This is a genomic window from Kitasatospora sp. NPDC054939 (assembly GCF_053610105.1).
The window spans coordinates 32624-45699 of the sequence record NZ_JBSGXP010000061.1 but is presented as its reverse complement, the minus strand read 5'-3'; the positions used below and the strand labels follow the sequence as shown (position 1 = coordinate 45699).

10 protein-coding genes are annotated in these 13076 nt (G+C 74.3%); 3 read left to right on the top strand and 7 right to left on the bottom strand.

The annotated features are described in order from the left end of the window. The first annotated feature begins 261 nt into the window (after positions 1–261). The 3 genes from ettA to ACWGB8_RS19195 all read left to right on the top strand — a co-directional run bounded on the left by ettA (position 262) and on the right by ACWGB8_RS19195 (position 3372). A complete protein-coding gene (gene ettA, locus ACWGB8_RS19205) occupies positions 262–1926 on the top strand; it encodes an energy-dependent translational throttle protein EttA (RefSeq protein WP_452214693.1) in 1665 nt (554 codons plus the stop codon). Positions 1927–2063: 137 nt separating this feature from the next. Continuing rightward, complete coding sequence (locus ACWGB8_RS19200; protein WP_452214692.1) at positions 2064–2507, top strand: acyl-CoA thioesterase; 444 nt, start codon at positions 2064–2066, stop codon at positions 2505–2507. Positions 2508–2604: 97 nt separating this feature from the next. After that, the gene (locus tag ACWGB8_RS19195; RefSeq protein WP_452214691.1) at positions 2605–3372 is read left to right on the top strand and encodes a hypothetical protein; all 768 of its coding nucleotides are present in this window, start codon (positions 2605–2607) and stop codon (positions 3370–3372) included. A gap of 89 nt (positions 3373–3461) precedes the next feature. Here the strand turns inward: ACWGB8_RS19195 and ACWGB8_RS19190 are convergent, their stop codons facing one another. From ACWGB8_RS19190 to ACWGB8_RS19160, 7 genes are all read right to left on the bottom strand, one after another. Further along, positions 3462–3866 (bottom strand): globin, encoded by a 405-nt coding sequence (locus ACWGB8_RS19190; RefSeq protein ID WP_452214690.1) that lies wholly within the window; start codon positions 3864–3866, stop codon positions 3462–3464. A gap of 73 nt (positions 3867–3939) precedes the next feature. Beyond that, positions 3940–5133 carry an ABC transporter permease gene (locus tag ACWGB8_RS19185; protein WP_452214689.1) on the bottom strand — a complete coding sequence of 398 codons (1194 nt, stop codon included), beginning with the start codon at positions 5131–5133 and terminating at the stop codon, positions 3940–3942. Next, complete coding sequence (locus ACWGB8_RS19180; protein WP_452214688.1) at positions 5130–6047, bottom strand: ABC transporter ATP-binding protein; 918 nt, start codon at positions 6045–6047, stop codon at positions 5130–5132. Before ACWGB8_RS19180 ends, ACWGB8_RS19185 begins: the two co-directional genes overlap by 4 nt. A 176-nt stretch (positions 6048–6223) precedes the next feature. Then, positions 6224–7681 carry an FHA domain-containing protein gene (locus ACWGB8_RS19175; protein ID WP_452214687.1) on the bottom strand — a complete coding sequence of 486 codons (1458 nt, stop codon included), beginning with the start codon at positions 7679–7681 and terminating at the stop codon, positions 6224–6226. Between the two features lie 58 nt (positions 7682–7739). After that, complete coding sequence (locus tag ACWGB8_RS19170) at positions 7740–9092, bottom strand: VWA domain-containing protein (protein ID WP_452214686.1); 1353 nt, start codon at positions 9090–9092, stop codon at positions 7740–7742. 61 nt (positions 9093–9153) lie between these two features. Then, the gene (locus tag ACWGB8_RS19165; RefSeq protein ID WP_452214685.1) at positions 9154–10572 is read right to left on the bottom strand and encodes a protein phosphatase 2C domain-containing protein; all 1419 of its coding nucleotides are present in this window, start codon (positions 10570–10572) and stop codon (positions 9154–9156) included. Positions 10573–10575: 3 nt separating this feature from the next. Then, the gene (locus tag ACWGB8_RS19160) at positions 10576–13074 is read right to left on the bottom strand and encodes a tetratricopeptide repeat protein (protein WP_452214684.1); all 2499 of its coding nucleotides are present in this window, start codon (positions 13072–13074) and stop codon (positions 10576–10578) included. Positions 13075–13076 lie beyond the last annotated feature (2 nt).

The window sequence follows — 13076 nt, the reverse complement described above, 5'->3', positions numbered from 1 at the left end:
CCCCCGCAGCCACTGCGGGGGGCCGGGCCGTTCCGCGTTCCCGGGCCCGGCCGCCGGGCCCCGCCGCATCCCCGCCGGGCCCGACCTCCACATCCCCGCCGCATCCCGGCCGGATCACTCCCGGGTCGCTCCCGGATCGCCCCTGGTGCCCGCCGGGGGCGGGCGTCCCGGGGTACTGGGCCGTTCGGGGAGTACGGCCGGGTGCGGCACAATGGAAGGCTGCAAGCCGAATTACTCCCGACGACGCCGGAGCGATCTCACGTGGCGGAATACATCTACACGATGCGCAAGGTGCGCAAGGCGCACGGAGACAAGGTCATCCTTGACGACGTGACGCTCAGCTTCCTCCCCGGAGCGAAGATCGGCGTCGTCGGCCCCAACGGCGCCGGCAAGTCCACCGTGCTGAAGATGATGGCCGGCCTGGAGCAGCCCTCGAACGGCGACGCCTTCCTCTCGCCCGGTTTCACCGTCGGCATGCTCCTCCAGGAGCCGCCGCTGGACGAGACCAAGACGGTGCTGGAGAACGTCGAGGACGGCGTCAAGGAGATCAAGGGGAAGCTCAACCGCTTCAACGAGATCGCCGAGCTGATGGCCACCGACTACTCGGACGCGCTGCTCGACGAGATGGGCAAGCTCCAGGAGGACCTGGACCACGCCAACGCCTGGGACCTCGACGCCCAGCTGGAGCAGGCCATGGACGCGCTGGGCTGCCCGCCCGGCGACTGGGCCGTGACCAAGCTCTCCGGTGGCGAGAAGCGCCGTGTCGCGCTCTGCAAGCTGCTGCTGGAGGCCCCCGACCTGCTGCTGCTCGACGAGCCCACCAACCACCTGGACGCCGAGTCGGTGAACTGGCTGGAGCAGCACCTGGCCAAGTACGCGGGCACCGTCGTCGCCGTGACCCACGACCGGTACTTCCTGGACAACGTGGCCGGCTGGATTCTGGAGCTCGACCGCGGCCGGGCCATCGGCTACGAGGGCAACTACTCCACCTACCTGGAGACCAAGCAGTCGCGTCTCAAGGTCGAGGGCCAGAAGGACGCCAAGCGCGCCAAGCGCCTCAAGGAAGAGCTGGAGTGGGTCCGCTCCAACGCCAAGGGCCGCCAGGCGAAGTCCAAGGCCCGTCTGGCCCGCTACGAGGAGATGGCGGCCGAGGCGGACAAGATGCGGAAGCTGGACTTCGAGGAGATCCAGATCCCGCCGGGCCCGCGTCTGGGCAGCGTCGTCGTCGAGGTGGAGAACCTCTCCAAGGCCTTCGGCGAGAAGATCCTGATCGACGACCTCAGCTTCACCCTGCCGCGCAACGGCATCGTCGGCGTCATCGGCCCGAACGGCGCCGGCAAGACCACGCTGTTCAAGATGCTCCAGGACCTGGAGACGGCGGACAGCGGCAAGGTCAAGGTCGGCGAGACGGTCAAGATCAGCTACGTCGACCAGAGCCGCGCCAACATCGACCCGAAGAAGACGCTCTGGGAGGTCGTCTCCGACGGCCTGGACTGGATCAACGTCGGTCAGGTCGAGATGCCGTCCCGCGCGTACGTGTCGGCGTTCGGCTTCAAGGGCCCGGACCAGCAGAAGCCGGCCGGTGTGCTCTCCGGCGGTGAGCGCAACCGCCTGAACCTGGCGCTCACCCTGAAGCAGGGCGGCAACCTGCTGCTCCTCGACGAGCCCACCAACGACCTCGACGTCGAGACCCTCTCCTCGCTGGAGAACGCTCTGCTGGAGTTCCCCGGCTGCGCCGTGGTCATCTCCCACGACCGCTGGTTCCTGGACCGGGTGGCCACCCACATCCTCGCCTACGAGGGCGAGAGCAAGTGGTTCTGGTTCGAGGGCAACTTCGAGTCGTACGAGAAGAACAAGATCGAGCGGCTGGGCGCGGACGCCGCCCGTCCGCACCGGGCCACCTACAAGAAGCTGACCCGGGGCTGAGGATCGGCCCCCGGGTCGGGAAGCCGACCCGGGGGCGACATCCGGCCGCAACACCGGCCCGGCAGGCTGCCCCAGGGCACCCGCCGGGCCGCCGCCCGTAAGCTACTTGCGGGTAACGAGAAGTGAGGAGACGTTCCGTGGCACGCCACATCTACGCCTGCCCCCTGCGCTGGTCCGACATGGACGCGTTCGGGCACGTCAACAACGTGGTCTTCCTGCGCTACCTGGAGGAGGCCCGGATCGACTTCATGTTCACCCAGGCCGCCGCGGCCGGGGCCGGGGAGTTCGCGGGCGGTTCGGTGGTCGCGCGCCACGAGATCGACTACAAGCGCCCGCTGGTGCACCGGCCCGAGCCGGTCACCGTCGAGACCTGGGTGACCAGGATCGGCGGCGCCTCGCTGACCGTGTCGTACGAGGTCAAGGACACCGCCCCGGACGGCACCGAGACGGTGTACGTGCGGGCGTCGACCGTGGTCGTCCCCTACGACCTGGCCGAGGGCCGGCCGCGCCGGATCAGCGCGGTGGAGCGGGAGTTCCTGACCCGCTTCATGGAGGAGCAGCCGGCCGTCGCCGCTGCCTGAGCAACCCCCCGGGCCCGCCCGGGCGACGGGCGGCGCGCCCGGTCCGCCCACCGGGCCCGGGGCGGACCGAACCGAACCCGATGTGAGCTGAGCACCGTTGACCAGCACCACCCCCGCCGTACTCGCCCTCGCCGACGCCGGTGGGGCCGCCGACCTGGCCGCCTTCCTGGTCCGCCTGCTGCGCTTCGACCGCGCGGCGGCGGTGCGGCTGCAGGCGATGAGCCGGCCGGGTTCGGGCGGCGACCGCACGCACGAGGGCATGCGGCCCGGAGCAGCGGAGCCCGCCGGGGCGCAGCAGCCGGGCGAGGGCGTGCTGGCGGTCTTCGGACGGCTGCCGCTGGGCGGTTCGGGCGTGCTGGCGGTGCGGACCGCGCGGCTGTCGGGCGAGGTCGCGGCGGTGGACGCCACGGTCTCGGCGGGCCAGTTGCTGGACGGCATCGACACCGGGACGGGCGCCGTCGTGCTGCCGGCCCCGGTCACCGGACCGGCCTGGGCGGGCCTGCTGCCGCCGCGCACCGGCTGGCGCCCGGTCGCCGAGCCGGGTGCGGCCGAGGTGGTCCCGGAAGTGGCGGCCGCCGTCCGGGAGTTCCGCGAGCGCAGTGAGGCGGTGCCGGAGCACCACCGCTCGCGCCGGGTCCTGGACGAGCTGGCCGACGAGATCTGGTCCCGCCCGCTGGCGGCCGTGCCGGAGCTGCCGCTGCGGGCCGCGCACGCCGCCCAGGTGATCGGCTTCCTGCGGCCGGGGGCCCCGCTGACCGTGCACCGGGCGGGCGGCTGGCTGCGATTGAGCTCGCCGGCCGGTTCGATCGTAGTCCGGACGGCGGCCGCCCCGGGCGCCGGCCTCGGGCTCAGCGCGCTGCGCTAGCGGTTCCGGCCCGCCTGCTCCGGCCCGCCTGTCCGGCCCGTCTGTGCTGTCCCGCGTGGTTGTTGTGGCCGTGCGGCCGGGGAGGCGGCTCAGCCCTCGGTGTTGACCATCGAGGCGGCCGCGTACACCAGGTAGTCCCAGAGCTGGCGTTCGGCGTCCTCGGGCAGCTGCAGCTCGTCCACGGCGGCCCGCATGTGCTTCAGCCAGGCGTCGTGCGCCGCGCGGTCGACCTTGAACGGGACGTGGCGCATCCGCAGCCGCGGGTGGCCGCGCTCCTCGCTGTACGTGCGCGGGCCGCCCCAGTACTGCATGAGGAACAGCCGCAGCCGGTCCTCGGCCGGGCCGAGGTCCTCCTCGGGGTACATCGGCTTCAGCAACTCGTCCTCGGCCACGCCCTGGTAGAAGCGGTGGACCAGCCGCCGGAAGGTCGGCTCCCCGCCGACCTGGTCGTAGAAGGTCTCCTCGCTGAGCGTGCCACGCCGGATCTCGTTCACCCGACCATGGTCGCAGACGCCCGTGGGGTCGTACACCGGGACCAAAGGCGTACGACCCCACGGGCGGGAGAACCTAGGCGTCCTCCCAGCGGAAGAACTTCCAGGAGATCGCGGTGAGGACGGCCGCGAACAGCAGCAGCCCGCCCATGGTCGGCAGCGCGTCGCCCACGCCGCCGCCCCGGGAGAGCACGGACTGGGCGGAGTCGACCAGGTGCTTGAGCGGCAGGACCTCGGAGGCGGCCTTCAGCCAGCCCGGCATGTCGTCGGTCGGGAAGAAGGAGCCGGAGAGGAAGGACATCGGCAGCACGATGATCTGCGAGATGCCGTTGGCCGCCTCCTCGGTCTTGGCGAGCGAGCCCGCCAGCAGGCCGATCGACATGAAGGCGATCGTGCCGCACACCACCAGGGGCACGATCAGCCACCAGGTGCCGCTGAGCTTCAGGCCGAAGAACGGCACGGTGGCCACGAGCAGGAAGACCGCGGTCTGGGCGAGCGCGGTCACCACGGACACCACGACCCGGGAGGCCACGATCGAGAACGGGCTCACCGGGGCCAGCCGCAGCCGGCGCAGCACCTTCTTCTGCCGCCAGGACACCAGGGTCAGCGAGGCGCCGAACACCGCGCCGGTCGCCACCGCCCAGCCGAGCAGGCCGGGGGTGAGGAACTGGATCGGCTTCAGCGCGCCGTCCTCGACCTGCGAGGACTCCAGGGTGAAGGCCGGCGGCTTCCCGGTGGCGGCCTGATTGGCCTGCTGGACCACCGAGTTGACGATGCCCTGGACGGTGCCGGCGCGGACCTGGTCGGCGGCGCTGAAGCGCAGCACCACGGCCCCGCCCGGCCCCTGCTTGATCAGCGCGTCCAGGTCGCCCTTGCGGACCTTCTCCAGTGCGGCGGCCTCGTCGTCCTCACGGCTGATGGTGAGGACCTTCTCCAACTGCGTCCGGCCCTCGCCCTGCACCGAGTCGAGCAGTTGGACGGCGCCGACCTGGACGACCTTGGCGTGGGCGGTCCCGGCGTCCTTCAGCAGGGTGCCGAAGAGCAGCAGGAACATCAGCGGGAAGAGCATCACGAAGAAGACCGCGGTGCGGTCGCGCAGGAAGGCGACCAGCATCACCCGGGACAGGCTCACGAAGGCGCTGGCCCGCTCGCGTTCGGGCGCCGCCGGGGGGCGGTCCCCGGCGCCGCCCGCCGGGGAGGCCGCGCGCTGCGCGGGGAGGTCGGAGGGCCGGGTCTCCTGCCGGGTGTCTGTGTTCCGGTCGGCGCTCATGCGCGGTACTCCCGTCCGGTCAGCTGGAGGAAGACGTCCTCCAGGGTGGCGCCGCGCACTTCCAGGCCGCGCAGGGCGTTGCGGTCGCCGAGCACGGCGAGCACCGGACCGGGCAGGCGGGTGGCGATGACCAGCGAGACGCCGTCGTCCTCGATCGAGGCGGTCTCGGCGCCGGCCCCGGCCAGCAGCGTGCGGGCGGTGTCGACGGCGAGTTGGCCGGACTCCACGCTGATCCGCACGGTGTCGTCGATCTCGCGGATCAGGGTGGCGGGTGCGCCGGTGCGCAGGATCCGCCCGCGGTCCATCACCGAGACGCGGTCGCAGAGCACCTCGGCCTCGTCGAGGTAGTGGGTGGTCAGGACGAGGGTGCGGCCCTCGGCGTTGATGCCGCGCAGCAGGTCCCAGAGGTTGCGGCGGGCCTGCGGGTCGAGTCCGGTGGTCGGCTCGTCCAGGAACACCAGTTCCGGGTCGTGGACCAGCGCGCAGGCGATGGACAGGCGCTGGGCCTGGCCGCCGGACATCTTGTCGGTCATCACCCCGGCCGACTCGGTGAGGCCGACCCGCTCCAGCATCGCGTCGGCCCGCTTGGCGCCGACGCCGTAGAAGGAGCCGAAGGTGCGGATGGTCTCGCGTGCGGTCTGCTTGTTGAAGAACGCCGAGGCCTGGAACTGCACGCCGATGCGCGGCAGCAGCTTCGGATTGCGCGGCCAGGGCGCCATCCCCAGCAGTTCGATGCGGCCCTCGTCGGGCTTGCGGATCCCCTCCAGGATCTCCAGTGTGGTGGTCTTCCCGGCCCCGTTCGGGCCGAGGATTCCGTAGAATTCGCCGGCCTCGACGGTGAGTGACACCCCGTCGACGGCCTGCACGTCCCCGTACCGCTGACGGATTCCGTCGGCGGATATCGCTGCAGTCATGTGCGATGAGCGTAGGGCCGAAGGGGGCGTGCGAACCAGGGTCCTGACGCCCTTTTGAAGATCATTTTACTGCGGTGCCCGGCGGTCGGCGGAGCGGCAGGGGGCCTCGCGGCCGGCGGGGAGCGGAGCGGCGGGCGGAGGGCCGGACCGGGTGGCCCGGTCCTCCGCCCGTGTGCTCAGGCGCGGTGCAGCGTGATGGTCGTCCACGCACCGATGTGGATGCGGTCGCCGTCGTTGAGCGGGATCGCCGTGTGCGGGGCGATCGGCTCGGCGCCGCCGTTGACCGTGGTGCCGTTGGTGGAGTCCTGGTCGACCAGCACCCAGCTGCCGTCGGCCTGTTCGGCGAGCAGCGCGTGCTGGTGCGAGGCGCCCGGGTCCTCCGGCGGCACCGACAGGTCGATCTCCGGCACGGTGCCGCGGTGCTGGCTGCGCCGCCCGATCCGGAGCTGCCCGCGCCCGGTGAGCGGGATGCGGCGCTCGGGGCAGTACGGCGGGAAGAACAGGCCCGCCGCCTCCGGGCCGCTGCGGATCATCATGTCGGTGAAGTAGTCGCGGTCGGCGGACACGACGGCGAGCCAGGTCGTGCGCGTCTGCTCCGGCTGTGGCGCCTCGGGCTGCGCGGGCTGCGCGGGCCCGGCGAACGGCTGCCCGTGCTGCGACTGTCCGTGCGGGGGCTGTCCGTGCTGCGGCTGCCCATGCTGTGACTGTCCGTGCTGCGGCTGACCGTGTGCGGCGGGCTGCTCGTGCGGGGCGGCCTGGGGCTGCCCCGGCGGCGGCACCGGCGGGGCGAGGTGGAAGGACGTGCCGAACTCCTCGCCGCGTCCGGTCGGCCCGGGCTTGGCGTAGACCGGCCCGGAGTCCTCGCGCGGAGCCTCGGCCGGGCCGCCCTGGTAGCCGGCGCCGCCGCCCTGGTACGCCTCGTACGGCGCGGGGGCGGGCTGCCCGTACGGCTCCGACTGCCCGTACGGCTCGGAGCGGCCGTAGGGCTCGGGCTGCCCGAAGGCCTCCGGCTGCGCGAACGGGTCCGAGTGTCCGTACGGCGGCGCGGGCGCGGGGGCCGGGGCGGCCTGCCGGGGCCCGCCCGGGTAGCCGCCCGGCTGCTGGTGGCCGAAGCCGTCCGGCCCCTGCGGGTGCTGCGGCGCCTGCGGGGCGGCGGGCAGGTCGCCGCCGTAGGAGGCCGGGATGTTCAGCGGGGCGGGCGCCGGCGGGGGGACGGGGCCGCCGGCGGCGGGCCGGCGGGCGGACGGCGACGAGATGTCGTAGTCGTACCCGCACTCCTCGCAGAACCGCCCGGTCTGCGGGGTCCGGCAGATCGGGCAGACGGTGAGGCCCTCGGTGAGGTCCGGGTACGCCTGCGGGGCCGGCCCGGGTGCGGGCGGCGGCACCGGCGCACCGGGCGGCACGGGGGCGCCCAGCGGACCCGGCGCGCCGGGGGGTACGGGGGCACCCGGCGGTACGGGGGCGCCGGGCGGCACCGGTCCGCCGAAGGGCCCGGCCCCCTGCGGTCCGGCTCCCGGCACGCCCGGGTGGCCCCCGGGCGGCGGCGGCAGCGGCGCCGGAGGCGTCATCGGGAAGCCGCAGAAGTCGCACCAGTCCTCGGCCTGCGACTCGTGGCCCCTCGGGCAGATCGGCATCAGGTCCCCCCTCATTTCCAGCCAGCTGGGCCGTTGTCCGGCCGGGCCTCGGCCCGGGTCACTTCTTCACGCGCACGGTCTTCGTGGACCGGGTCTCCAGGGTCATGGAGTCGGCCTCGCTCACGTCCTTACGGAACCGAACCGTACCCTCCTTCGGGTCGACCACGTCGACCACCTTCTTCAGGAGTCGGAAAGTCCCTTCGTTCCCGGTCGCGTGGGCGATCCGGACGGCGGCCCCGAGCTTGGCGGTGGCGAGGTCGAGGTCGCCCGCCCGGTGGGCCTCCAGGCCCGCCTGGATGGAGGCGGCGAGCTCGGCCTGCCCGGTGTAGTGGGCCACCTGCGGGCTGATCCGGGTGGAGGAGGCCAGGTCGTCGGTCCACAGCGCCTTGACCAGTCCCTGCGACAGTACGTCGGGCGTGCCGCCGGAGACCGCGGGCGGCAGCACCAGGCTGACCCGGGCGGCGAGCATCTCGTTGCCGACGGCGGAGGCCGGGACCTCTACGCAGACGTGGTAGTCGCGGCTCTCGTCGCCCCAGGAGCCGGTGGGGTAGTCGCCGGCGCGCGGACCGGCCTCGGTGCGGCGGGCGGTGAGGTCCTCGACCGCGGGGGCGACCTGCTTGACGAACTTGACCACCGCGTTGGCGGGCGTCCAGATCCGCAGCGCGACGTCGGCGACCTGCTTGGCCATCGCCTTGGCCATCATCGTGCGGAAGTCCTCGGCGAGGCCGTCCGGTTCGGCGACGATGTCGACGGTGCCGAGGAGGGCGGAGGAGATCCGGCGCAGCTCGTCCACCCGCCAGTCGGTGCCGACGCCCCGGCAGTCCACGGTGAAGTGGCCGGTGGCGCGCTCGATGGCGCGGTCGAGGTCCGCGGAGGCCTCGTGCTCGTTGTTGCCGTCGGTGAGCAGGATGGCGTGCCGGATGGCCAGGTCGCGTCGGGTGAGGAACAGCTGGTCGGCCTTGGCCAGCCAGGTGCCCATGGCGGTGCCGCCGGCCGCGGTGAGCCGGCGCAGCGCCTCCTTGGCCTTGGCGCGGGTGACCGGGGAGGCGATGGCCAGGGTGCCGTCGCCGGGGTAGACCTCGCGGGCCTCGTGGGTACCGGCGACGACCGCGAAGGCGACCCCGTCGTGGACGGCGTCGACGGCGACGGCGGTCGCCTCGCGGGCGCCGCGCAGCTTGCTCGCCGGGTAGTCCATGGAGCCCGAGCAGTCGACCATGATCACCACGGCCGAGGACTGCGCGGTCTGCGCCGCCGCGTCGGTCGTTCCGAGCGGGCGCCCGCCGGTGGTGCCGCCGCCGGTCGCGGTGACGGCGACGATGGCGTTCACCTCGCGGGCGCCGGCCGCGAGGTACTCGTTCTGGAAGATCTCCACGTCGAACCTGGGCAGGTTCGGTTTGGCCAGTGTTGCCATGGGCCGGTGGCTCCCGTCGGTGGTCGTCGGTGTGAGCGGTCGGTGCGGGGCGCGGTGCCGGTCAGTCCCTCGGCGGGTGCGGGGGCTGCGGGGGCACCGGCGGTACGGGCGGTGCGGCGGGCACCGGTCCGGCCGGGGCGGGCGGGACGGCCGGCGGCGGTCCGGGCAGCGGGGCGGCGGGCGAGCCGATCACCGGCAGGTCGGGGAGGGTCGGGTCGTGGTCCTCCTCCTCGTCCGCCGCGGCGGCGGCCACCACCGGCAGGTCGAGCGCGGTGTCCGTCCGGGTGTGCCCGGCGCCCGCCGGGGCCGCGGCCGCGGGCGGGTCGACCGGGAGGACGGCGACGGTGATGTTGTCGTGCCCGCCGGCCGCGACCGCGAACTTGACCAGCGTCTGCGCGGCGGCCAGCGGGTCGGTGCGGGCGTCCTGGCGGACGAAGTAGGCGAGGTCGGTGGCGGCCTCGGCGTAGTTCCACAGGCCGTCGGTGCAGATGAGCAGCACTCCGGGGACGTGCGGGGTGAAGTCCAGGGTGTGCGGCACGACCTCCTCGGCGTCGGCACCGAGCCAGCCGGTGATGGCGTGGGCGCGCGGGTCGGCGTACGCCTCGGCCTCGCCCATCAGCCCGGCCTCGACCATCCGGGCGGCCCACGAGTCGTCCTGGGTGAGCCGGAACGGCTCGGCGGAGACCCGGTCGTCCGGGATCCAGTACGCGCGGGTGTCGCCGACCCAGCCGATGGTGATCCGGCCGCCGGACGCGATGGCGCTGACGAAGGTGCAGGCGGGCGCGTTGGTGTCGGGCCGGAGCGGGGCGTTGCCGTCGTGGGCGAGGTCGGCGACCGCGCGGGCGGCGTCGGCGACCGCGCGGCGCATCGCCGGGTCGAAGTCGGCGCCCTGCTCCAGCGAGCTCAGCAGCGACTCGGAGGCGGCGTCCACGGCGGTCTCGGACGCCTGGTCGGGGCGGTCGGAGGAGGAGACGCCGTCGCAGACGACGGCCACCACGACGGGCTCGCCGCCGGGCAGCGAGGTGGCGGCGACGGTGAAGAAGTCCTCGTTGCGGTGGTGGCGCACGCCCCGGTCGCTGACCCCGGCCACGTCGGACAGGGCGCGCTCCCAGTGGTCGCGCGGGCGGGGCTGGGCGCCGCCGCAGGTCTCGCAGTAGCCGTCGGCGGTGACGGTGTGGACGCCGCAGTGCACGCAGGCGGGGCCGCTCGGCACGACCGGGCGCAGCTGGAGGGTCGGCGGGTGGTCCTCGGCCGAACCACCGTCCGGTCCGGTGCCGCCCGCTCCGGTGCCGTTCGCTGCGGGGCCGTCCGCGGGTCCGCCCGGTGCGGGCACGCCGGGGGCCGCGGCGTCGGCGCTCCAACTGGCGGGCATCGCGCCCGGGGCCGGCCGCCCGTCGCGGCTGGTGCCGCAGGAGCCGCAGAACGCGTCCTCCGGCTCCAGCGGCTCGGCGCAGTTCGGGCAAAGGGTCTGCTGCGGCATTGGCTACACCCACGTCCTGGGGCGGGCGCGGTTGGCACGCTCCACCATGTCGATCCTGGTCTCCGCCCGGTCGGCCAACCGGGCGAGTACCCGGTAGGAGTGTTCCAGGGCGAAGCGCAGTTCCCGTTCGACGGCCGGGCGTCCGAGCACGGTCGGCCCGGTGCCCGCGCCGTCGGGGTCCGGCGAGCCGGCGCGCACCCAGCCGAGGGCGGCGTCCAGCAGCTCGACGGAGAGTTCCTCGCGGCTCCGGTCGTCCAGCGCGAGCGCGGCCAGTTGGTCGGAGCAGGCGGTGAGATCGGTGGCGAGCGGGTCGCCGGCGGGCCGCTCGTGCAGCCGGGCGCGGACGGCGGCGACCCGGGCGGCGGTGGCGTGGCTGGAGGTGGCCGGCACCGATTCCAGGACCCGGACGGCGCCGGGCCGGTCGCCCGCCGCCAGGCGGACCCGGGCCAGCCCGAAGGCGGCGCTGACGTAGCTGCGGTCGGTGTCCCAGACCAGCCGGTAGAACTCGGCGGCGTCCTCGTGGCCGCCCAGCAGTTCGGCGCAGAGCGCCAGGGCCAGCTTGGGCGCGGCCTCGCCCGGGAAGGCGTCGTAGAGCGCGTCGAAGGCCTCGGCGGCGGCGTCGCCGTCCGGGCCGCCCTCCCCGGCGAGGGCGCGCAGGCCGCGGTACCAGACGACCCGCCAGTCCTCCGGGTGGTCCTGCTCCAGGGCGGCGAGGGTGCGGTCGGCGTCGGCGATCCTGGCGAGCTCCAGGTGGGCGCGGAGTTCGCGCAGCCGGCGCTCGACCGAGTCGGCGGGGGCGGCCTCCAGTGCGGCGAGCGCCTCCTGCGGGTCGGCGGCGACCAGCGTGGCGAGGAAGCCGGCGTTGGGGTCGGCGGGGTCGACCCGGGGGACGGGCAGCGCGAGCGCCGCCTCCCGGGGTTCGAGCCGGGCCGTCCCCGGAGCAGCGGTGGCGGCACCCGCGGGACGGGGCCCGCCGGGCCCGACCACCCGGGTCTCGACCACCCGCAGCTCGGGTCCGAACAGCGTGGAGAGGGCCGGTCGGGGCCGCCCGTCCTGGAGGGCCAGCACCTCCCGCAGGACGCCGGTGAGCTGATCGGCCATCTCCTCGGCCGAGGCGAAGCGCCGGGCCGGGTCGCGGTCGGTGGCGCGGACCAGGAAGCGGTAGTACGACTCGTACGCGGCGAAGGCCGGGACCTCCTCCGGCCCGGGCAGGGTGTCGCGGTGGGTGGTGCTGTAGCCGGGGAAGTCGACGGTGAGCACGGCGAGGGTGCGGGCCACCGTGTACAGGTCGGAGGCGGGGGAGGGGCCGTCGGTGGCGATCTCGGGCGCCTGGTAGCCGATGGTGCCGTAGATCGGGCCGTCGTCGTCGAAGCGGCGGACGGCGCCCATGTCGATGATCTTGAGCGTGTCGCCGCTCTGGATCACGTTGTCGATCTTGAAGTCGCAGTACACCAGGCCCCGGGCGTGCAGGTACCCCAGCGCCGGCAGCGCCTCCAGCGCGTACGCGGCGGCCTGCTCCACCGGCAGCGGATCGCGCCGCCCGTCCGGCCGCCGGCGCTCGTCGGCGATCGCCTTCAGGGACTTGCCGCCGACGTACTCCATCACGATGTAGCCGTCGGTGGCCCCGGTCCGCAGGTCCGGGTGCTCGGCGAAGTTGATGATGCGGACGATGTTCGGGTGGTCCACCTCGGCCAGGAAGCGCCGCTCGGCGACGGCCACCGCGAGCGCGTCCTCGTCCCCGGTGTCCAGCAGGCCCTTGAGCACCACCCACTTGTCGTTGACCCGCCGGTCCACCGCCAGGTAGATCCAGCCGAGCCCGCCGTGCGCCAGGCACCCGACCACCTCGTACTGCCCGCCCACCAGGTCGCCGCGGCGCAGCTTGGGCGTGAACGAGTACGGTGTGCCGCACTTGGTGCAGAAGCCGTCCGGACGGCCGGGCCGCCCCTGCTTCTCGCGGCCCACCGGGGCGTCGCACTTGGAGCAGAACCGCTTGCGCTCGGGCACCTGCGGGTCGGTCAGCACCGCCGCCGCCGGATCGGCCGCGGGCACGGTCGGCACGGTCACCAGCCCGGCGCCCAGCCTGTGCCGGGTCCCGGCGCTGACGCTGCCCCGGCTGCTGCGCACCGACACCGAGCGGCCGCTGCCGGTGCGGCCGGAGCGGTGCGAGCGGGAGCGGCCGGAGAGCGTGCGGGCGGAGCCGGAGCGGGCCGAACCGGAACGGGCGGAGTCGGGCGACACCCGGGCCGAGGGCACGTACGGCTCGGTGCGCGAGGTGGCGGCGCCGCCCGGCGGGGTCAGCCCGCACTCGTCGCAGTAGCCGTCACCGTCGACCGTGCCGGAGCAGTCGCGCGGGCACGGCGAGCCGGGGCCCGCGGGCTCGGGGCCCGGCGCGGCGGGGGCCGGGGCGGGCGCGACCGCGGTGAGGCCGCACTCGTCGCAGTAGCCGTCGCCGTCGATCGTCCCGTTGCCGGTGCACTCCGGCCGTACGCACGCCTCGCCCATCG

Excerpts from the sequence above, each read along its gene's own strand:
- ACWGB8_RS19180 (WP_452214688.1), bottom strand. The coding sequence starts at position 6,047 with ATGACTGCAGCGATATCCGCCGACGGAATCCGTCAGCGGTACGGGGAC.
- ACWGB8_RS19165 (WP_452214685.1), bottom strand. The coding sequence starts at position 10,572 with ATGCCGCAGCAGACCCTTTGCCCGAACTGCGCCGAGCCGCTGGAGCCG.
- ACWGB8_RS19185 (WP_452214689.1), bottom strand. The coding sequence starts at position 5,133 with ATGAGCGCCGACCGGAACACAGACACCCGGCAGGAGACCCGGCCCTCC.
- ACWGB8_RS19170 (WP_452214686.1), bottom strand. The coding sequence starts at position 9,092 with ATGGCAACACTGGCCAAACCGAACCTGCCCAGGTTCGACGTGGAGATC.
- ACWGB8_RS19160 (WP_452214684.1), bottom strand. The coding sequence starts at position 13,074 with ATGGGCGAGGCGTGCGTACGGCCGGAGTGCACCGGCAACGGGACGATC.
- ACWGB8_RS19175 (WP_452214687.1), bottom strand. The coding sequence starts at position 7,681 with ATGCCGATCTGCCCGAGGGGCCACGAGTCGCAGGCCGAGGACTGGTGC.